This window comes from Amycolatopsis suaedae (genome assembly GCF_004214935.1).
In the GTDB taxonomy this organism is placed as follows: domain Bacteria; phylum Actinomycetota; class Actinomycetes; order Mycobacteriales; family Pseudonocardiaceae; genus Amycolatopsis; species Amycolatopsis suaedae.
Genome location: NZ_SFCC01000006.1, coordinates 256,850 through 278,159, shown reverse-complemented (window position 1 = coordinate 278,159; position 21,310 = coordinate 256,850). Strand labels below are relative to the sequence as shown.

The 21,310-nt window shown below is 69.8% G+C and carries 13 protein-coding genes and 1 tRNA gene; 4 read left to right on the top strand and 10 right to left on the bottom strand.

Annotated elements, in window-relative coordinates; genetic code table 11:
• The first annotated feature begins 314 nt into the window (after positions 1–314).
• Complete coding sequence (locus EWH70_RS13870; RefSeq protein ID WP_130475898.1) at positions 315–2,033, top strand: acyl-CoA dehydrogenase family protein; 1,719 nt, start codon at positions 315–317, stop codon at positions 2,031–2,033.
• Between the two features lie 9 nt (positions 2,034–2,042).
• On the opposite strand, the gene EWH70_RS13865 is transcribed toward EWH70_RS13870, so the two are convergent.
• The 4 genes from EWH70_RS13865 to EWH70_RS13850 form a co-directional block, all read right to left on the bottom strand.
• The gene (locus tag EWH70_RS13865) at positions 2,043–2,882 is read right to left on the bottom strand and encodes an LLM class F420-dependent oxidoreductase (RefSeq protein ID WP_130475761.1); all 840 of its coding nucleotides are present in this window, start codon (positions 2,880–2,882) and stop codon (positions 2,043–2,045) included.
• A gap of 93 nt (positions 2,883–2,975) precedes the next feature.
• Entirely contained in the window at positions 2,976–4,778 is a 1,803-nt protein-coding gene (locus EWH70_RS13860) for a PKD domain-containing protein (protein WP_205669119.1), read from the bottom strand.
• Positions 4,779–4,799: 21 nt separating this feature from the next.
• Positions 4,800–6,536 (bottom strand): PKD domain-containing protein, encoded by a 1,737-nt coding sequence (locus EWH70_RS13855; protein WP_130475760.1) that lies wholly within the window; start codon positions 6,534–6,536, stop codon positions 4,800–4,802.
• A 74-nt stretch (positions 6,537–6,610) separates the two neighbouring features.
• Entirely contained in the window at positions 6,611–8,041 is a 1,431-nt protein-coding gene (locus EWH70_RS13850; RefSeq protein WP_165436267.1) for a PKD domain-containing protein, read from the bottom strand.
• A gap of 235 nt (positions 8,042–8,276) precedes the next feature.
• Between EWH70_RS13850 and EWH70_RS13845 the strand changes: the two genes are divergently transcribed.
• Together EWH70_RS13845 and EWH70_RS13840 are read left to right on the top strand one after the other, a co-directional pair.
• The gene (locus EWH70_RS13845) at positions 8,277–9,779 is read left to right on the top strand and encodes a M20/M25/M40 family metallo-hydrolase (protein WP_165436266.1); all 1,503 of its coding nucleotides are present in this window, start codon (positions 8,277–8,279) and stop codon (positions 9,777–9,779) included.
• Positions 9,776–13,030: a S8 family serine peptidase gene (locus EWH70_RS13840; protein ID WP_130475757.1), complete on the top strand. Its 3,255-nt coding sequence runs from the start codon at positions 9,776–9,778 to the stop codon at positions 13,028–13,030. The genes EWH70_RS13845 and EWH70_RS13840 overlap by 4 nt, the downstream gene beginning before the upstream one ends.
• Before the next feature lie 327 nt (positions 13,031–13,357).
• On the opposite strand, the gene EWH70_RS13830 is transcribed toward EWH70_RS13840, so the two are convergent.
• The 3 genes from EWH70_RS13830 to EWH70_RS13820 all read right to left on the bottom strand — a co-directional run bounded on the left by EWH70_RS13830 (position 13,358) and on the right by EWH70_RS13820 (position 15,614).
• A tRNA-Leu gene (locus tag EWH70_RS13830) sits at positions 13,358–13,431 on the bottom strand.
• A 26-nt stretch (positions 13,432–13,457) separates the two neighbouring features.
• The gene (locus EWH70_RS13825) at positions 13,458–14,780 is read right to left on the bottom strand and encodes an NAD(P)/FAD-dependent oxidoreductase (protein WP_130475756.1); all 1,323 of its coding nucleotides are present in this window, start codon (positions 14,778–14,780) and stop codon (positions 13,458–13,460) included.
• 141 nt (positions 14,781–14,921) lie between these two features.
• Positions 14,922–15,614, bottom strand: coding sequence for a uracil-DNA glycosylase (locus tag EWH70_RS13820; protein ID WP_130475755.1), 693 nt, complete (start codon positions 15,612–15,614; stop codon positions 14,922–14,924).
• Between the two features lie 30 nt (positions 15,615–15,644).
• On the opposite strand from EWH70_RS13820, the gene EWH70_RS13815 reads away from it, so the two are divergent.
• Positions 15,645–17,120, top strand: coding sequence for a S10 family peptidase (locus EWH70_RS13815; RefSeq protein ID WP_130475754.1), 1,476 nt, complete (start codon positions 15,645–15,647; stop codon positions 17,118–17,120).
• A gap of 42 nt (positions 17,121–17,162) precedes the next feature.
• On the opposite strand, the gene EWH70_RS13810 is transcribed toward EWH70_RS13815, so the two are convergent.
• The 3 genes from EWH70_RS13810 to EWH70_RS13800 all read right to left on the bottom strand — a co-directional run bounded on the left by EWH70_RS13810 (position 17,163) and on the right by EWH70_RS13800 (position 21,225).
• Positions 17,163–18,887, bottom strand: coding sequence for a S8 family serine peptidase (locus EWH70_RS13810; RefSeq protein ID WP_130475753.1), 1,725 nt, complete (start codon positions 18,885–18,887; stop codon positions 17,163–17,165).
• Between the two features lie 58 nt (positions 18,888–18,945).
• Entirely contained in the window at positions 18,946–19,899 is a 954-nt protein-coding gene (locus tag EWH70_RS13805) for a Ppx/GppA phosphatase family protein (RefSeq protein WP_130475752.1), read from the bottom strand.
• Positions 19,900–20,097: 198 nt separating this feature from the next.
• On the bottom strand, positions 20,098–21,225 hold the full coding sequence (locus tag EWH70_RS13800) for a lytic transglycosylase domain-containing protein (RefSeq protein ID WP_130475751.1): 1,128 nt from the start codon (positions 21,223–21,225) through the stop codon (positions 20,098–20,100).
• Positions 21,226–21,310 lie beyond the last annotated feature (85 nt).

Genomic DNA, 21,310 nt, shown 5'->3' with positions numbered 1-21,310 from the left:
GTGACCAGGGCGGCGATCAGAACGGCAAGCGATCTTCGCAGCGCAGCGGGCAGCGCAAAGGCACGAGACGACACGAGTTCCCCCTCGATGGAACCAGGCGCATCCACATATGCACCCGGCGTGACGAACTCCGAGCATTCCAATCCGAACAGTTGTTCAAAAGCGACCGAATGAGTGAACGAAAAGAGCTACGAACAACGGCTCGACGGAAAATAATTTACCGGTTGACGTGCCATCTAGTGCCAATGAACTAGTACGCCACACGAGGAGCTACTGTGCGGTAACCAACGTTGACCTGGGGCCAACAGCCCGGGATGCTGCTGGACGTGTTCAACCCACGTACCTACGACCCGTCCCACTTCGACGCGGAGACCCAGCGAGTGCTGCGCGCGACCATCGACTGGTTCGAAAGCCGCGGCAAGCAGACGCTGCTGGACCACTACCAGCGGCGGGTCTGGTACGCGGACTTCCTGGAGTTCCAGGCGCGGGAGCGGATCTTCGCCACGCTGCTCACCCCGGTACGCGATGCCGGCGGTGACGCCGGCAAACGCTGGGACACCAGCCGCATCTCCGCGCTGAGCGAGATCCTCGCGTTCTACGGGCTCTCCTACTGGTACACCTGGCAGGTCACCATCCTCGGCCTCGGCCCGATCTGGCAGAGCACCAACGAGCAGGCCCGCGAGCGCGCCGCCCGGTGGCTGGACGACGGCGCGGTGTTCGCGTTCGGATTGTCCGAAAAGGAGCACGGCGCGGACATCTACTCCACCGACATGCTGCTGACCCCCGGCGCGGACGGCGGCTTCACCGCGACGGGCGGCAAGTACTACATCGGCAACGGCAACGTCGCCCGCATGGTGTCGGTGTTCGGCAGGCGCACCGATGTGGACGGTCCGGACGGCTACGTGTTCTTCACCGTGGACAGCCAGCACCCGAACTACCACCTGGTGAAGAACACGGTGGACTCGCAGATGTTCGTCAGCGAGTTCCGGCTGGAGAACTACCCGGTCACCGACGCGGACGTGCTGCACACCGGCCAGGCCGCGTTCGACGCCGCGCTGAACACCGTCAACGTCGGCAAGTTCAACATCGGTTTCGCCTCCGTCGGCATGGCCGAGCACTGCATGTACGAGGCGGTCACGCACGCGCACAACCGGGTGTTGTACGGCAGGCGAGTCACCGACTTTCCGCATGTCCGCCAGGCGATGGTTGACGCCTACGTACGGCTGCGGGCGATGAAGCTTTACGGCGACAGGGCGATCGACTACTTCCGCACCGCGGGCCCGGATGACCGGCGCTACCTGCTGTACAACCCGATCACGAAGATGAAGATGACCACCGAGGGTGAGAAGGTCGTCGGTGGGCTGTGGGACGTGATCGCCGCGCGCGGCTTCGAGAAGGACACCTACTTCGAGGGCGCGGCCCGTGACATCGGCGCGCCGGCGAAGCTGGAGGGCACGGTCCACGTCAACCTCGCGCTGATCCTGAAGTTCATGCCGAACTACCTCCTCGCGCCGGCGGACCGTCCCGAGGTGCCCACTCGCACAGACGCGGCCGACGACGAGTTCCTGTTCCGTCAGGGTCCCGCACGCGGGCTGGGCTCGGTCACGTTCGCCGACTGGCGCCGTGCCTACGAGCCCTACGCCGGCGTTCCGAACGTCGCACGCTTCCGCGAGCAGGCCGACGGCCTGGTCACCCTGCTGGGCACCGCGCCGCCGGACGAGGCCCAGCAGAAGGACCTGGACTTCCTACTCACGCTCGGCCACCTGTTCACCCTGGTCGTGTACGCCCAGCTCATCCTGGAGCAGGCACACCTCACCGACCTGGACCCGGCCGTGCTGGACACGATCTTCGAGGTGTTCGTCCGCGACTACTCGGTACTGGCCGTCGAGCTGCACGGCAAGTCGTCGTCGACCGACGGCCAGCAGAAGTGGGCGCTGGAGCACGTCCGCAAGCCGGTCGTCGACGCCGAGCGGACCCAGGCCGTCTGGCAGCTCGTCGAGTCGCTGTCCGGCGCCTACCGGATGAACCTCTGAGGCTCCGTTTCAACGCAGGGGTTCGAGCACCTTCACCAGCGGCTCCAGCACTGCCGGGGTGTGTGGCGGCGGCAGGTAGACGATGGCCAGGTCGAGACCCTTCTCGCCGAGGGCCTCGGCTTCGGCGGCGACCTTCGCGTAGTCGCCGTCCGTGCCGAGGCGGACGTGCGAGGACAGCATGATCTCGCTCGGGTCGCGGCCGATGTCGGCGCAGTGCCGGTGCAGCACCTCGCGCTTGCGAGCGAACTCCTCGGGCGTCCCGCCGACGAAGTTCCAGTGCTGGGCGTACTTCGCCGTGGTGCGCAGCGTGCGCTTCTCACCGCTGCCGCCGATGCAGATGGGCGGGTGCGGCTTCTGGACCGGCTTCGGCTCGCATCGGGCGTCGGTGAGCTGGTAGTGCTCACCCTGGAAGGTGGTGGTCTCCTGGCTCAGCAGGCCGACGATCACCTCGCAAGCCTCCTCGAACCGGTCGCTGCGCTCCTTGACCGACCCGAGTTCCATGCCGTAGGCGCCGGACTCCTCCTCGTTCCAGCCGGCGCCGATTCCGATCTCCAGCCGCCCACCGGACACGATGTCCAGCGTCGCGGCCATGTTCGCCAGCAACGCGGGGTGACGGTAGTGGATGCCGCTGACCAGCGTGCCCAGCCGGAGCCTGCGGGTTGCCTGCGCGAGCGCGGTGAGCGTGACCCAGCCTTCCAGGCAGGGACCGGTCGAATCGGAGAAAATGGGATAGAAGTGGTCGAACGTCCAGGCGGATTCGAACAACTCGATCTCGTCTGCGGCCTGCCACACGGCGAGCATGTCCTCCCAGGCCGTGTCCTGGGGTGATGTCTTGATGGCGAATCGCATGATCTAGATCGTAAGCCTGGAGTAACTCCAGTGTGGTACTCGATTGTGTGAGTCCCGGGGCCCGCGCGCGGGCCCCGGGACAAGTGGACGGATCTACTGGCCGAAGCAGAAGGCCTGGCTGCCGAAGCTCCAGCACTGGACGGTCTTGCTCGTCGAGTGACTGTTACCGGCCCGGTCGGTCACGGTCAGCTTGGCCGTGTAGTTGGCCTGCCGGTTGGGATAGGTGTGCGTCGCCGTCGGACCACTGCCGGTCTTGCCATCGCCGAAGTCCCACGCGTACGACGCGATGTCACCGTCCGGATCGGTCGAGCGCGTGCCGTCGAAGGTGCAGTTGGCCCAACTGCAGTTCGCGGTGAACTGCGCCGTCGGGGGCTCACCCGCGGGCGGAGCACCAGCACTGACCTTCTTGCTCACCGTGCCCGTCTTGCCCTCGTTGTCAGTCACCGTCAGCTTCACCGTGTACTCACCAGCCGTCGCATAACTGTGGCTCGGCGTGGCACCCTCACCGGACTTACCATCACCGAAATCCCACGCATACGAAGCAATCGACCCATCCGGATCCGACGAAGCCGAACCATCGAACCTACAGTTCAACGTTCCCGCACAGTCCGCCGTGAACGACGCCGTCGGGTTACCCGGCTCCCCCTGGCCGAAGCCGCTGACGTCGACGAACTTGTTCGGCGAACCAGGCCCGATGTTGCGGACGTAACCGTCCTGGGCACCGTTGACGAGCGCGTCCCGCACCTGCTGCGGGGTCGCGTTCGGGTTGGCCGACAGGTAGAGGGCAGCCGCCCCCGTGACGTGCGGTGCGGCCATCGACGTGCCCTGCATTCCCTTGCCGCCGTTGTTGTTCGAGTTGCTGGCGGAGGTGATGTTGGTACCGGGAGCGTAGATGTCGACGCACCGGCCGTGGTTGGAGTAGCTCGCCTCGCTCTTGCTCTCGTCGGTGGCGGCGACGGTGAGGGCCCGCTCCACCTTGGCCGGGCTGACGTTGCAGGCGTCCTGGTTCTCGTTGCCCGCCGCGATCGACCAGACGATTCCGGCGTCGATCGAGTTGTTCACCGCCCGGTTGATGCCCTCCGGGTTGGCGCCCGCGCCACCCGAGGTCCAGCTCGCGTTGGCCACGGCCGGCTTCCGGGCGTTCTGGGTCACCCAGTCGATGCCCTGGATCGAGTCCGCATCGGGCGCGTTGCCGTCGCAGCCGAGCACTTTGACGCCGACGATCGTGACATCCTTTGCCACGCCGTAGGTTTCGCTGCTCGACGTGCCGCCGGTGTGGGTACCGTGGCCCTGGTCGAACTGGCCCTTGCAGTCGTTGACGTTGTCGTCCTCGTCGACGAAATCGTATCCGGACTTGGCCCTGCCCTCGAACGAGACGTGGTCGAGGTTCAGCTCGGAGTCGGTGTTGTAGATGGTGACTCCGGTGCCGGCGTTCGGGTACTTGTAGACGCGGTCCGCGGCACCGTCGACCTGGTCGAGGCCCCACGACGGCGGGTTCGGCTGCTCACCCGCCTTGACCGCGGCTGAGCGGACCCACAGCGACTGCTGCACGAAGTCCACCGCCGGGTCGGCCGCCAGGTACCTGGCTTCCTGCTCGGACAGGTGCACCGAGAAACCACGCAGTGCGGCCGAGTACACGTCGCGGACCTCACCGCTGTAGCGGTCGGCGAGCGCGGTGGCCTCCGCGCCGACCGCCGACCTGGCCGACGCCGCCAGCGAGGGCTGACCGTTCAGTCCGACGATGTAGAGCCCGGGGACCGAGTCGGGCGCGCCCGCGTTGAGCACCACGCCTTCCGCGGCCTGCGCCAGACCGGTACCGGCCAGCGTGAACGCCGTCGCGGTGGCCATGCCCAGCCCGAGCCCACCCAGCTTTCGCAGATATCTCTTCTTCACCACGGGAAAACTCCTTCCGGTGAGTTACTGGCCGAAGCAGAAGGCCTGGCTGCCGAAGCTCCAGCACTGGACGGTCTTACTCGTCGAGTGACTGTTACCGGCCCTGTCAGTCACCGTGAGCTTGGCCGTGTGGTTGGCCTGCCGGTTCGGATAGTTGTGCGTCGCCGTGGCACCGGTGCCGGTCTTGCCATCACCGAAATCCCAGGCATACGAAGCGATATCGCCGTCCGGGTCGGTCGACCGCGTACCGTCGAACGTGCAGTTCGCCCAGCTGCAGTTCGCCGTGAACTGCGCCGTCGGCGACTCACCCGCTGGCGCACCGGCCGACACCTTCTTGCTCACCGTGCCCGTCTTGCCCTCGTTGTCGGTCACGGTCAGCTTCACCGTGTACTGACCAGCCGTCGCATAGCTGTGGCTCGGCGTGGCACCCTCACCCGTCTTACCATCACCGAAATCCCACGCGTACGAAGCAATCGACCCATCCGGATCCGACGAACCCGAACCATCGAACCTACAGTTCAACGTCCCCGCACAATCCGCCGTGAACGACGCCGTCGGGTCGCCCGGCTCGCCACCGCCACCGCCGAGTTCGTTGACGTAGAGCAGCTTGTTCGGCGATCCCTTGATGTCGCTGATCTTGTCCGGCGTCGCGGTGTTCACCACGGCGGCGTTGGCGTCGGCGACGGATCCGTTCGGCTTGCCGTGGATCTCCAGCGCGAGCGCGCCCGCGACGTGCGGGGTGGCCATCGACGTGCCGCCCATCTGCTGGGTTCCGCCACCGTTGCGGGTGGAGGTGATATTGGAACCCGGCGCGAACAGGTCGACGCAGCGACCGTAGTTGGACGACTGGGTGGAGTTCCAGATGCTGCGCCTGTCCTGGTTGTCCGACGCGGCCACGGTGAGCGCCTCGGGGACGCTGGCGGGGCTGACGTTGCAGGCGTCCTGGCCCTCGTTACCCGCGGCGACCGCCCAGGCGACGCCCGCCCGGATCGAGTTGCTCACCGCGTCGTTGACCGTGGTGCTCCGCTGACCGCCGAGGCTCATGTTGCCGACCGCGGCTTCCGGCGCGTGCTCGGTCACCCAGTCGATGCCGCCGATGATCTGGTCCCAGGTACCCCGGCCGTCGCACCCCAGCACCCGGACCGCGACCAGCTTCACGTTCTTGGCCACACCCCAGGTCTTGCTGCCGACGGTGCCGCCGACGTGGGTGCCGTGTCCCTGGCAGTCGCTGGCGTCGTTGTCGTTGTCGATGAAGTCGTAGCCGCTGCTCGCCCTGCCGCCGTAGTCCGGGTGGTCGAGATCCATTCCGGTGTCCACGACGTAGGCCGTGACACCGGACCCGTCGTTGGGCGCGGTGTAGCTGTCGCTCAGTGGCAGATCACGCTGGTCGACCCGGTCGAGCCCCCAGGTCTCGACCAGCTTGGCCGTGGCGTTCTGCTCGACGGACCGGACGGCCGGGTCCGCGGCCAGCCTGCGTGCCTGCTGCTCGGACATCCGCACGGAGAAACCACGCAGCGCGGCCGAGTACACCCGGCTGACGTCGCCGCCGTAGCGCTGGGCGAGGTCGCCTGCCGTGGCGCCGACGGCGGACTGCGTGCCGGGCGCCTTCGACGGCGTTCCGTGCAGTGTGACGATGTAGCTGCCGGCGACGGCGTCCGGCGAGCCGGCGCCGAGGACCTGTCCCTCGGCGGCCTGAGCGCTGCCCAGGCCGTTGACGGCGAGCGCCGCGCTCGCTGTCAGGCCCAGACAGAGTCTGGCCATCAGTCGCCTCGTACTGTGTTGCTGAGACACGTCGGAACTCCTTTTCGGGGGTTGGGGAGAAGGTGCTTCCGGCGTCATTGGCCGAAGCAGAAAGCCTGGCTGCCGAAGCTCCAGCACTGGACGGTCTTACTCGTCGAGTGACTGTTACCGGCCCTGTCAGTCACCGTGAGCTTGGCCGTGTAGTTGGCCTGCCGGTTCGGATAGGTGTGCGTCGCCGTGGCACCGGTACCGGTCTTGCCGTCACCGAAATCCCAGGCATACGAGGCGATATCGCCGTCCGGGTCGGTCGACCGCGTACCGTCGAACGTGCAGTTCGCCCAGCTGCAGTTCGCCGTGAACTGCGCCGTCGGCGGCTCACCCGCGGGCGGAGCACCAGCACTGACCTTCTTGCTCACCGTGCCCGTCTTGCCCTCGTTGTCAGTCACGGTCAGCTTCACCGTGTACTGCCCGGCGGTCGCGTAGCTGTGGCTCGGCGCCACGCCCTGACCGGTCTTGCCGTCACCGAAATCCCAGGCGTAGGAAGCAATCGACCCGTTCGGATCCGACGAGGCCGAGCCGTCGAACTTGCAGTTCAACGTCCCCGCACAGTCCGCCGTGAACGACGCCGTCGGCGCGCCCGGTTCGGTCGGCTCGCTGTACTTGTCGATCATCTCGTTGGCCCAGTCGCCCATCCCGTTGGTCAACCGGCCCCACGCGCCGTAGCTCCCGCAGCCGATCTTGACCCACGAGCTGACGCCGATGATCACGCCGTCGACGACCAGCGGGCCGCCGCTGTCGCCCTGGCAGATTCCGTGCCTGCCGTCCTGATAGCCGGCGCAGATCATGTACGACGGGTTGAACGACCCGAACGAGCTGCACTCCCCCTGCCCGTCGACGATGGGCAGCGTCGCCTTCTTCAGGTGCGCGTACTGGTTCTCACCGTCGCTGACCCGGCCGTAGCCCAGCGTCAGGGCGTCCTTGCCGGGGTCGCTCAGCGACGCGTCGCTGGAGTCGGCCACCCGCGGGAACTTGTAACCAGCGGGTACGGGCACGTCGGTCTTGGTCACCACGATGCCGACGTCGTAGCCGGTCTGCCAGCCGTTCGGCGGATCGTAGTTCGGGTGCTGGAGGTACTCCTCGACCTCGATCTTGGTGCCGCCGCCGACGGTCAGGTCGTCTGCCCCGTAGTACATGGACTTCGCACCCTGGCCGTCCTTGCAGTGTGCCGCCGTGAGGATCACCCTCGGCGCCACGACCGACGCGGTGCAGGTCTGCCCCATCGGCCGCGATCCGCCCTCACGCAGCATGGCGATGGCATACGGATACTGAGCGACGGTCGTCTTCTCGCCCCCGACGATCTGCGTCGTGGGGCCCTCCGCCGGCTCCGCCAGCATCGGTGTGGTGGCCTCGAACGCGGGGTCGCCCGGTTCGACCGCCTGGGCAAGGCCAGGGGTGAGCGTCATCAGCGCCACCACCGTGGCCAGCCCGGCAGCCCTGCCGAACCGGGCCAACTGAACTGGTCTCATGCGTTGCTCCCTCGCATCGCCCGAAGCCGCACGGCGGGCTCCGGTCATCCGAGGATTCGGCCGGACGCCCGGCGGGAACAATCGGGGTACCTATCCGTACCCCCCGCATCTTTTTGGCCGTCTGCCATTTCGTTATCGACTACGGATTTTCTGCGTAGGGGTACGGATTGTTCGGTCGACCGAGGCACGCACACATTTGTGCGAAAGTCCGCCTTCTGCCCGAGGAGAGTCCCCGATGAGACGGATGACCGCGACCCTCGCCGTGGTGGTGGCCGCGCTGTGGGGGCTGACCGGCCCCACGGTAACCGCGGCCGAGCCCGCCGACCTGCCCAACGGCGCACCGGACATCTCCACCGACGCCGTACTGGGACACCTGCGTCAGTTCCAGAGCATCGCCGAGAACCAGGGCGGCGGTAACCGGTGCACCGGGTCCGGCGGCTACACCGGCTCGGTGAACTACGTGAAGCAGAAGGCGGAAGCCGCTGGATACACCGTGTCCGAGCAGCCGTTCTCCGGCCGGGGCGGGCGCAGCGCGAACGTGCTCGCCGAACTACCCGGCAGGGACCCCAGCAAGGTCATCATGGCCGGTGGCCACCTGGACAGCGTGTGTGCCGGACCGGGGATCAACGACAACGGTTCCGGGTCGGCGGCCGTACTCGCGGTGGCCGAGGCATTCGCCGCCGCCAACCCGAACCCACCGGTGACCGTGCGCTTCGGCTGGTGGGGTGACGAGGAAGCCGGCCTCAACGGCTCGCGGTACTACGTGGACAACCTCTCCGGCACCGAACGCGGCCATATCCAGGCGTACCTGAACTTCGACATGGTCGCCTCGCCCAACGCCGGATACTTCGTCTACAACGACGACGACACCGCCATCGAACAGACCATCAAGGACTACTTCGCCAAGATCAACGTGCCGACCGAGGGGCAGAGCGTCGGCGGGCGCAGTGACAGTGCGTCGTTCCAGCGGGCAGGGATCAAGACCGGCGGCATCTTCACCGGCGCCGAGCAACGCAAGACCCAGGCCCAGGCGGACAAGTGGGGCGGCCAGGCCGGGGTGGCCTACGACCGGTGCTACCACCAGTCCTGCGACACGATGTCCAACCTCGACGAGACCGCGCTCGGCCGCAACTCCGACGCCATCTCCTGGGCCGTCTGGGAACTGGCCGGTGGCGGCTCCAGTGAGCCGGGCAAGCCGGTGGCCGAGTTCTCGGCCGACTGCGACCAGGCCACCCGGGAGTGCCGGTTCGACGCGTCCGCCTCGTCGGACGAGGGTGGTTCGATCACCTCGTACGCCTGGACGTTCGGCGACGGCAAGTCCGGTACCGGTGCGACACCCACGCACACCTATGGCGCCGACGGCGACTACCAGGTCACCCTGACCGTCACCGACAACGACGGAAACACCGACGATGCCGTCCGGACCGTCCGGATCGGCGTCCCGGCCGGTCAGCCGCCGACGGCGCAGTTCACCGCGAACTGCAGCTGGGCGAACTGCACCTTCGACGGCACCCGCTCCACCGACCCCGACGGCGATATCGCCTCGTACGCCTGGGACTTCGGTGACGGCAAGACCGGCACCGGTGCCACGGCGACGCACACCTATCCGAACCGGCAGGCCAACTACACGGCCAAGCTCACGGTGACCGACCGGGCCGGTAACAGTCACTCGACGAGTAAGACCGTCCAGTGCTGGAGCTTCGGCAGCCAGGCCTTCTGCTTCGGCCAGCAGGGATGACGATCGGCAGGGACGCCGCCCTGGTCGTGACAGCGCTCGTCACGACCGCGGTGGTGCCGGTCGCGGGCGGGCCCCCAGCCACCGGGGTCCCGCCTGTTCCGGGGATCGAGGGCAGCGTGACCCTGCTGACCGGCGACCGGGTGACCGTGCGCCGGATCGGGCCGCGGCTGATGCCGCACGTGGAAGCCGGGCCGGGCCGGGACCGGATCACCTTCCGCACCCAGCAGTACACCGACGCCACCGGGGAGCACCTCGCCGTCCTGCCGTCCGACGCCGTGCCGCTGCTCGGCGCGGGACGGCTGGACGAGCGGCTGTTCGACGTGGCCGGGCTGCTCCGGCAGGGCTACGGCGACGACCGCCGCGCCGACCTGCCGGTACTCGTGCAGGGCGACGGCGCCGACGCCGCGGTCCGCCGGGCCGGAACGCCGGTGCGGGACACCGTGCCCGCCGTCGGCGCGGTCGCGGCCCGGCTGGCGAAACACTCCCTCGCCGGGCTGTGGGGCGGCCTGATCGGCCCCGGGGTGCGGAAGGTGTGGCTCGACGGCCGGGTCCCGGTCCGGCTGGACGAGAGCGTCGCGCAGATCGGGGCGCCGGAGGCGTGGCGTGCCGGGTACACCGGCAAGGGCGTGAAGGTCGCCGTCCTCGACTCCGGCATCGACGCCCGGCACGGCGACTTCGACGGCAGGCTCGCCGAAGTACGCGACTTCACCAAGACCGGACCGGGCGACACCGTCGGTCACGGCACGCATGTCGCGTCCATCCTCGCCGGCACCGGAGCCCGGTCCGGCGGCCGGTTCCGCGGCGCCGCGCCGGACGCCGACCTCATGATCGGCAAGGTCTGCGACGGCGACACGTGTGCCGAGTCCGCCGTCCTCGCCGGGATGACGTGGGCCGCGACCAGCGGCGCCGACATCGTCAACCTCAGCCTCGGCGGCCCGGACGCCCCGGGCAGGGACCTGCTGGAGCAGACCGTCGACAGCCTGTCCGAGAAGTACGGGCTGCTGTTCGTGGTCGCCGCGGGCAACCAGGGTCGCTACGGCGACGAGACGGTCGGCTCACCGGCCACGGCCGACGCCGCGCTGGCCGTCGGCGCGGTGGACAAGTCCGACGTGCTCGCGGACTTCTCCGGCCGCGGCCCCCGGTTCGGCGACGCGGCACTCAAGCCGGACGTCACCGCTCCCGGCGTGGCGATCACCGCGGCCAGGGCCAACCGGACCCACGGCCAGCTCGGCACCGCCTACACCGAGAAGAGCGGCACGTCGATGGCCGCCCCGCACGTCACGGCTGCCGCGGCCCTGCTCGCCCAGCGGCACCCGGACTGGCCGGGCAGCAGGCTGAAGGCGGCCCTGATGTCCTCGGCACGACCTCGCGACGGCGTCGGCGGTTACGCGCAGGGCGCGGGCAGGATCGACGCGTACCGCGCGGTCAGCCAGGACGTCGTCGCCGACCCCGGCGGCGTCTCGGCCGGCCGGTTCGCGTGGCCGCACGACGACGACCGGCCCGTCGACAAGCCGGTCACCTACCACAACGCGGGCAGCGAACCGGTCACGCTGGCGCTGGCCGTCGACTCGCTCGACCCGACCGGCTCCCCCGCACCCGCCGGGATGTTCACCCTCTCGGCGTCCTCGGTCACTGTGCCGGCGGGCGGCAGCGCCACGGTGACCGTCCGCGTGGCACCGACCACCGCCGGGCCCGACGGTCACTACACCGCCCGGATTCGCGCGAGCGCGGGCACGATCCAGGTCGTCACCCCGGTGGTGGCAGACAAGGAACCGGAGAGCTACACGCTGACCCTGCTGCACACCGATCGGGCGGGTCGGCCGGCTGAGGCGTATGCGTCCTTTGTGTACGGTATCGATCACCGTCGCTACCGGGTTTTCAGCGGCAACTCCGGCCGGGCGGAGATCCGGGTGCTGGCCGGCCGGTACCACTTGGACGCGACCGTCTACACCGGACGCGAGGGTGGCACCGCCACGCTGACCCAGCCCGTCGTGGACGTCACCCGTGACACCACCGTGGTCCTCGACGCGCGGCAGGCGCTGCCGGTCGCGGTGACGTTCGACAGAGCGGGCGTCCAGCCCGCCGTGGCCGGACTCGGTTACCTGCGCCGCTCGGCAGGCGGCATGCTCGTGACCGGGCTGATCGCGAACGGCTTCGCCGGGCTGTTCACCGGAAGGTCCGGGCCGCCGGTCGCCGACGGCGAGCTGATCGCCGACATCGGCGGCATGTGGCAGGTTCCCGGCCCCGGCGGCGACCCGGCCGTCACCTACCACCTGCAGTGGTTCACCTACGGGCAGACTCCGGCGGGATTCGCCCGCCACGTGGCCGACGACCAGCTCGCCGAGGTGCGCGTCCGCTACGGCACCCAGGCGGAGGGCAGATCCGGGATACGCCAGTGGATCGGCCAGGAACCCACCCTCGGCTACGGCGCGGGCTACGGAACCGGATTCCGGATTCCGGTCACCCGCACCGAGTTCCACAACACCGACGGGCTGACCTGGCACGGCACCTTCGAGCAGTACCGCGACTCGGCCGGCGAGACTGAGCTCACCGGAGGCCCGGTCGATCACGAGGCCGGCCTGCGGTACACCGAGTCGTGGAACACGCCGGTCTTCGGGCCGGGTCTGCCGGGCACCGGCCCGTGGGTTCTGCGCCAGGGCAACCAGATCTCCGCCCGGATCCCGCTGTTCTCCGACGCGGCCACCGACCGCGCCGGGTTCTCCGAGGTCGACTCGGGACGGACCGCGTTGTACCGCGACGGCGCGCTGGTGGGCGAACACTCGTCGGCCGGCCAGGGCAGCTTCGACGTACCGCCGGAGGAGGCGTCCTACCGGCTGGAGACCGAGGCCTTCCGCAAGGACGTCTCGGTGTTGTCCACCAGGACGAACGTCGTGTGGACGTTCCGCTCCGCGCACGCGGCGGGATGGCAGCCGCTGCCGCTGCTGGCGGTCCGGCTGGCGCCGGAGGGTCTCGACGACCACGGCGCGGCACCCGGGGGCGCCCCGGTTCCGATGGCGGTGACGGTGCAGCGGCAGCACGGTTCCCCTGCGACGCCGGGGCCGCCCGCCGTCGCGGCGTCCTACGACGACGGCCGTACCTGGCAGGACCTTCCGGTGACCCGCGAGGCGGACGGCTACCGGGTGACCGTGCCGCAGCAACCCGGCGCGGCGTTCGTCTCCCTGCGCGCGACCGCGGTCGACGACGCGGGCAACACCGTGGAGCAGACCACGACCCGCGCGTTCGCACTGTGATCGAACGGACTGTCCGTGGCCGGCAGCGCCGGACTATGCCGTGAAAGGGGGCAAAGTCGGGAGTCGTGGTGGTGCGGGAGCGTGGAGTTCGCGTGCCGGAGCGTGGAACTCGCGTGCACGACGGTGGGACTCGCGGGTCCGGAACGGACGGGCGGGACAGGCGATGGTGCCCACACCCCCGCGCGCCGAGGCACTGCGGGACGAGGCCGCCGCGGTGGTGCGCCGCCTGGAGGCATTGCTCACCCCGAGCGGCGGAATCAACCCCGCCGCACTGCGGCGCACCTTCACCGTCCAGACCTCGGACCTGGTCGGCACGGCGCGGGTCCGTGCCCCGGACGGGGATCGAACCCGCACTGGGTCGGTTTTAAGCCGACTGCCTCTGCCAGTTGGGCTACCGGGGCAGCCAACAGCCTAGGGTAAGCGGCGGTCAGGACTTCGAGACTCGGGCGAATTCTTCCTTCGGGTTGTTGATCTGCCCCAGCGAGATGACCTCGCGGCGGAACAGACCGCCGAGCAGCCAGTCGAAGATGATGCGGACCTTGCGGTTGAACGTCGGCATCGCGTAGGCGTGGTAGACGCGGTGGAAGACCCAGGCCGGGAAGCCCTTGATCTTCAGGTTCATCGCGTCGGCGACGCCCTTGTGCAGGCCGAGGCCGGCCACGGCGCCGAGGTTCTTGTGGAAGTAGTCCTTCGGCTTGCCACCACGCAGCGACTTGATCATGTTCTTCGCCAGGTGACGGGCCTGCCGCACGGCGTGCTGCGCGTTCGGCGGGCAGGTGGCCGTCGGGTCCTGCTCGGTCCGCGACAGGTCCGGAATGGCGGCGACGTCACCGGCGGTCCACACGTCCGGGTGACCGACGACCTGCAGGGCGGCGGTCGCCTCCAGCCTGCCGCGGCGGTCCAGCGGCAGGTCCGAGTCGGCGAGGACCGGGTTGGCCTTGACGCCTGCCGTCCAGATGATCGTGTCACTGTCGAACTCGGTGCCGTCCGAGAGCACGACATGACCGTTCTCGAACGACTTCGCCGCCGTCGAGAGGTAGACCTCGATGCCGCGCTTCTCCAGCTGCTCGACGGTGTAGACGCCGAGCGTCTCGCGCACCTCGGGCAGGATCCGGCCCGCCGCCTCGACGAGCACCCACCGGATGTCCTCCGGCGAGATGTTCTCGTAGTACCGGGTGGCGAACCGGGTCATGTCCTCCAGCTCGGCCAGCGCCTCGATACCGGCGAAGCCACCGCCGACGACCGTGAAGGTGAGCAAGCGTTTGCGCAGCTCCGGGTCGAGCGTGCTCGCCGCCTGGTCGAGCTTGGTCATCACGTGGTTGCGCAGGTAGATCGCCTCACCGATGGTCTTGAAGGCGATGCCCTGCTCGGCGAGGCCGGGGATGGGCAGCACCCTGGCCACGGCGCCGAGCGCGACGACCAGGACGTCGTAGGACAGCTGCTCGATGTGGCCGTCGGCCGCCTCGACGGTCACCGTCTTGCGCCCGTGCTCGATCTTGGTGACGCGCGCGGTCAGCACGTGGCACCGCTTGAGCACCCGGCGCAGCGGGACGACGACGTGCCGCGGCTCGATGGCGCCGGCCGCCGCCTCGGGCAGGAACGGCTGGTAGGTCATGTGGGGCTGAGGGTCCACGACCGTCACGGACGCCTCGTTGGCCCGGAGCTTCTTCTGGAGGCCGAGCGCCGTGTACAGACCGACGTAGCCACCACCGAGAACCAGGATCCGAGTCGGTTCCGATTTCGCTGCCATGCGTCCATGGTCCCACCACACTTGACATCCCGCTCACATACCCCACGTTGCTGTGACCAGCGTCGCTGCGCCGGTGGAACGATTCAGAAACGGGCGTTTCGGACCGGCTGCGGCGGGTAGTCCAGTGGTCGCCGCCCGCACTCAGACCAGGCCCGCCGCGGCCGCGGCGGCGCTCAGTACGTCACGCGCCATGGCGGGCGTGAGCCTGCCGGTGAAGGTGTTCTGCTGCGACGGATGGAACAACCCGAACAGGGTGATCTCCGTGGGCCCCGCCAGGGTCACGCGCACCCCGTGCCCGAACTTCGGCCGCGGCCGGGGCACCTGCCAGCCCGCGGCTGCCAGCACGGGGAGCAACGCCTGCCAGCCGAACCCGCCGAGGACGACGATCGCCCGCAGCGTCGGGGTGAGCAGGCGCAGCTCGTCGGCCAGCCAGTGCCTGCAGGCGTCCCGCTCGGCAGGCGTCGGCTTGTTCTCCGGCGGCGCGCACTTCACCGGCGCGGTCAGGCGGGTGCCGCGCAGCTCCAGCCCGTCGTCGATGTGCTCGGCGTGCGGCTGGGAGGCCAAGCCGACGTCGTAGAGCGCCTGGTAGAGGAAGTCCCCGGAACGGTCGCCGGTGAACATCCGCCCGGTGCGGTTGGCGCCGTGCGCGGCGGGCGCGAGCCCGATGATCGCCAGCGCCGCGTCGTGGGGACCGAAGCCGGGCACCGGCCGCCCCCAGTAGGTCCAGTCCCGGAACGCGGCCCGCTTCGTCCGGGCCACCTCCTCCCGCCACTCCACCAGCCGGGGGCAGGCACGGCACTGGCTGACCGCGGCGTCGAGTTCGGCCATGTCCATGCTTCACATCATCGCGACTAAGTTGGAGCCATGCCGGACAACGAGAACGACACCGTCGAGGAGGCCGAGGCGAAGCCCGAGCCGACCGACGACCTGGTGACCACGCACCACACCCTCACCGTGAAGCGCAAGAAGCTCGCCTACACCGCACAGGCTGGCAGGATCGTGCTGCGCAAGGAGGTGCTGACCGACGGCAAGTTCGACGGGCACCTGCCCAAGGCCGAGGTCTTCGTCACCGCGTACACAGTGGACGACGCCGACGCCGAGAAGCGCCCGGTGACGTTCGCCTTCAACGGCGGCCCCGGCTCGTCCAGCATCTGGCTGCACATGGGCCTGCTCGGCCCGCGTCGCGCGGTGTCCGGCGACGTGACCGACCCCGAGCCGCCGCCGTACCGGCTCGCGGACAACCCCGAGACCCTGCTCGCCCACTCCGACCTGGTGTTCATCGACCCGGTGTCCACCGGCTACTCCCGCTCGACCACCGGCGAGAAGCCCGGCGACCACCACGGGTTCACCCCCGACGTCGAGACGGTCGGCGAGATCATCCGGCTGTGGACGACCCGCAACGGCCGCTGGCTGTCGCCGAAGTTCCTCGCCGGTGAGTCCTACGGCACCCTGCGGGCCGCCGCGCTGGCCGCGCACCTGCAGGAGCGGCACGGGATGTACCTCAACGGCCTGCTGCTGATCTCGTCGGTGCTCGACATGGGGACGATCCGGTTCACCGAGGGCAACGACCAGCCGTACTCGCTGTTCGTGCCGACCTACGCGGCGATCGCGCACTACCACGGCAGGCACGGTGACCGGCCGCTCGACGACGTCCTCGCCGACGCCGAGGAGTTTGCCGCCCGCGAGCTGCCGTGGGTGCTGAGCCAGGGCGCCCGGCTGTCCGCTGCGGAACGCACCGAGGCCGTGCGGACACTGGCGTCGCTGACCGGGCTCGAAGAGTCCTATGTGGACCGGGTGAACCTGCGGATCGAGCACGTGCGCTTCTTCACCGAGCTGCTGCGCGACCAGGGACTGACCACCGGGCGCATGGACGGCCGGTTCACCACCTGGGAGCCGGACGGTGGCCGCGAGCTGATGAGCGACGACGCCGCGATCTCCCGGATCATCGGCGCGTACTCGGCCGCGTTCAACCACTACGTGCGGGCCGAGCTGGAGTACGCCAGCGACCTGCCGTACGAGCTGCTGTCAATGGACGTCAACCAGGCGTGGTCGTACAAGGAGTTCGAGGGCCGCGCGGTGTCCGCGGTGGCCGGGCTGAGCGCGGCGATGCGGCAGAACCCGCACCTGAAGCTGCACGTGGCGTTCGGCCACTACGACGGCGCGACGCCGTACTTCGCCGCCGAGCAGGTACTGGCGAACCTGGCCATCCCGGAGGAACTGCGGGACAACATCGACAGGGCCTACTACCCGGCTGGCCACATGATGTACTGCCACGAACCCACCCGGTTGCGGCAGTCGAAGGACCTGGCGGACTTCATCCGCTCGGCGTCCAACCGCTGAGCCGGGACCGCCCCTTCCCCGCGGGGAAGGGGCGGTCTGGCGTCAGGGACGCAGGTAGGGAGCGCCGTGGCGGACCGCGGCGTAGGCGTCGACGGCGCCGTGGCCGTAGAAGCCGTTGAAGTCCACCCCGCCGGTGCAGGTGGCGGTGTAGGTCTCGTCCCGGCCCTCGTCGAGGTAGTCGACGGTGCGCGGGACCGGGCAGGCGATCGGCGCGGCGGTGCCCTCCAGCACCCGCTGCACGGCGTCGGGGTCCATGGCGAACCCGCCGCGGCCCGGCTTGCCGTACTGGGACACGATCAACGCCGCGACACCGGACGCGTGCGGCGACGCCATCGACGTCCCCTGCAGCCACTGGTAGTAGCCGACGCGGCCATCGGCGGCGGTGGCCTTCTGCACGCCGGCCTTCACACCGTCCGGCGTGACGTTGCCGTCGGCGTCGATCATCTTCTCGGCCACGCCGACGTTACGCGGGTAGGCCGACAGGATCTGGTTCTCCACCTTCTTGAACTGGTCGGTGCCGAAGTAGTCGCGGTAGTAGCCGCCCGGCGCGGACACCGAGATCTGCTCGACGCCGTAGTTGGAGTAGTCGGCCTTGGCCTGCGACGGCCCGAACGACGAGACGCCGATCGTGTGCGCGCCCTCCACCGGCAGCGTCACACACGAGCCGTTGTCGATCGTGCGCTTGTAGTTGTTGCCCGCCGGGAAGTTCGGGCTCACCGTGTCCGGCTGCGGAGCGCCCAGGTCGGTGTGCTGGTTGCCCAGCGATACGACCTGCGTCACGCCCTTGCGGTGCGCGTAGGTCAGCGCGCGGTTGACCGCGGTGGTGATGGTGCGCTGCTCGGCCTGCCGCTCCGGGGAGTCGGCCGGGTTGGCCTGGCAGTTGTACAGCCACGGGTCCACGAAGAAGCTCATGTTGACCACGTCCAGGCCGGCGTCGCCGGCGTAGGTGATCGCGTCGACCACCGGCTGCAGGAAGAAGCTGCCGGAGTCAAGGGCGGCCCGGACGTTGACAAGCGTCACCTTCGGTGCAACGCCGGACAGGCCGAAGCCGTTCGCGGCGGCGCCGATGGTGCCGGCGACGTGGGTGCCATGGCCGTTGTCGTCGTGGTCGGCCGGGTCGACGCAGCCGCGGAACTCACAGGGACCGTCGACGACCTTGCCGTTCTCGTCGGTGGGCATGTCGCGGACGAAGTTGCGTGACGCGGCCAGGTCGAAGTTGGGCGCGATGTCGGGGTGCTTGCCGTCGACACCGGTGTCGATGATGCCGACCTTCACCCGCCGGTCGCCCGGCTGGACGGTGCGGGCCAGGTCCGACCGGACCGACTTCAGGCCCCACAGCTGGTCGTCCAGCGGGTCGGTGCCGACCGGCTTCGGCTTGCGGGGCGCGGCCTGCGCGCCGAGGTGCTTGGACTCGCGCTCGACGGCGTCGGGGTCCGGGCTGATCCGCCCGGACGGCGAGTGGCCGATGGGCTTGGCCCGCGCGGCGCCGACCACGGTGGGGTCGGCGGCCAGGCGCTGGGTGAAGCCCGACGCCGGCGCGGTGGCCGTCACCAGGCCGATCGCGCCGTTGGAGCGCACGACCGTCCCGCCCGCGGCGCGGACGGCCCGCTCAGCGGCGGCGACGTCCTGGCCGTCGGCGGCGAGGACGGTGAACTCCGTCGCCGGACCGGACAGTTCGGGTTGGGCGAGGGCGGTGCCGGGTACGGCGAGCCCGGTCAGCCCCAGCGGCAGCGCGAGTGCCGCGAACAACAGCTTCGACTTCTTCACCGCAGCAACCTAACCGCGCCGCAACCCGAAGCGAGGAAAATCCCGACGAAAGTCGTGCCTACGCGAGACTGAGCGCGATGCCGTCGAGGATGTCGTGCTCGCTGACAGTCAGTTCGGACGGCCCGCCGAGCCGGGAGAGCTGCTCCGACAGCGTCCGCAGGATCACCGCGCCGCCACCGATGACGTCGACCCGGCCCGGATGGATCACCGGGTTGGCCGCGCGTGTCTCGTGGTCGACGGAGAGGAGTTCGTCGGCCAGCCTGCCGATGTCGGCCTGCGACAGCCGGGACAGGTGCACGCGGTCCCGGTCGTACTCCGGCAGTCCCTGTGCGACGGCGGACAGCGTGGTGACCGTGCCCGCGACGCCGATCCAGGTCCGGGCCTTGGAGACGTCGACGGCGTCGAACGCCCCGGCCAGCACCTCGGCGGCCAGCGCGCCGGCCGCGGTCACCTCGTCGCCCGACGGCGGATCGGACTTCAGGCAGCGCTCGGTGATGCGCACGCAGCCGATGTCCACCGACCGCGCGGCGAGCACCTCGGCCTTCCTGCCGTCCCAGGTGCCGAGCACCAGCTCGGTGGACCCGCCGCCGATGTCGACGACGAGGAACGGGCCGTCGTCGGGATCCTGCTCGCCGACGGCGCCGGTGAACGACAGCCGGGCCTCCTCGTCGCCGCTGATGACCTCGGCCTCGGTGCCGAGCACGTCGCGAGTCATGCCGAAGAACTCGTCGCGGTTGCTCGCGTCCCTGGTGGCCGACGTGGCGACCATGCGGACCTTCTCGACGCCCTTGCGGCGGGCGGCGACCGTGTAGTCGGCCAGTGCCGCCCTGGTGCGCTCCAGCGCCTCCGGCGCGAGCCTGCCGGTGGCGTCGACACCCTGGCCGAGCCGCACGATCCGCATCTCCCGATGCAGGTCACGCAGGTCGACGGTGCCGTCGTGGCGGTGCGTCAGCTCGGCGACGAGCAGGCGGATGGAGTTGGTCCCACAGTCGATGGCGGCTACCCGAGGCATGCGGCCACCCTATCCGCTCGCCGCACCACCGGCGGGGAGGCGGCTTTAGCGGGCTAAAGCCGCCTCCCGGGCCGCCGGAACGTACAACTCGCGCGGGAGAACGTACGACTCGCGGCCCGGAGCGTACGACTCGCGCACGGGTGGGTGCTCGCGACCGCGCCCCGCACGGGAGCCGTGCGGGGCGCGGTCGCGGGGGAACTACGGGGTCTTGCTCTCGGCCGAGCTGGGGGTCGTCGTCGGCTCGCACCAGGGCAGCTCACCCGCCGGCGGCGGCGTGGTCGGCGGCGGCTGGTTCGGGTCCGGCGTCTGGCAGGTCGGCGGCGGGGTGGTCGTCGTCGTGGTCGTCGGCGGGCTCGGCGGCGTCGACGGCCCGGTGCGGGTCGGCGTCGTCGTGGTCGTCGTCGGCGGCTGCGTGATCGACGTGGTGCCCGGCGGCGGAGTCGTGGTGCCCGGCGGCGGAGTCGTCGGCCCCGGCGCCGGCGGCGGGGTGACCGGGGCCGGAGCCGCACCGCCGGACGGAGCGGGCGGGGCCGCCAGGATCGACGGGTTGTTCGAGTTCGCCGTCGGGTGCACACCGCGGGCATAGGCATCGGCCCACGTCAGCACGGTGGCGACGTAGGAGCTGGACCGGTTGTAGCGGAACACCGCGGTCGCCCGCTGCTGCGGGTCGGCCGTGTTCAGCCCGCCGGAACACAGGTAGCGGCCGGCGCCGACGGTGGCGTCGTAGATGTTGTTCGGGTTGCTCTCGCCGTCGCCGTTGCCGTCGGAGGCGTAGCCCCGCCAGGTCGACGGGATGAACTGCATCGGCCCGACCGCGCGGTCCCACACGGTGTCGCCGTCGTAGGCGCCGCCGTCGGTGTCGCTGATCGCCGCGACGGGCCCGAAGCCGTTGAGCACCGGCCCGAGGATCGGCGCGCGGGTGTGGCCGTTGTCGTCGACGTTGCCACCGCGGGCGTGGTTGGACTCGATCCGGCCGATGCTGGCCAGCAGCGACCAGTGCAGCTGACACGCGGGCTGGCTGGCCGCCAGGTTCTCGGCGGCCTTGACGTAGGCCTGCAGCGCGGCGCCGGGGATGCCGAGCGGACCGGAGGGCAGACCGGCGCTGCCGGACCGCGTGTCGGGACCGCCGAGGGACTCGCCGATCGAGTCGCCGACCGGCAGGCTTCCGTTGACGTTGACCGGGTTGCCCTGGGTGTCGAGCGGTTCGCCCTGCGCGGTCAGGTACCGGTTGGGGTCGTCGTCGGACACCGTGGTTGTGCCCAGCACCCCGATCCCGCTACCGGGAATCACCAGCGGCAATGCCAGTAACGGTGCCCCCGCGAGCATTGCCCGTCCGCGCCGTCGTCCCGCTCTGGCTTCCGTGCGCGCTCCGCGCCGCTCCCACACCCGCACCGAACACCCTCCACGTCGA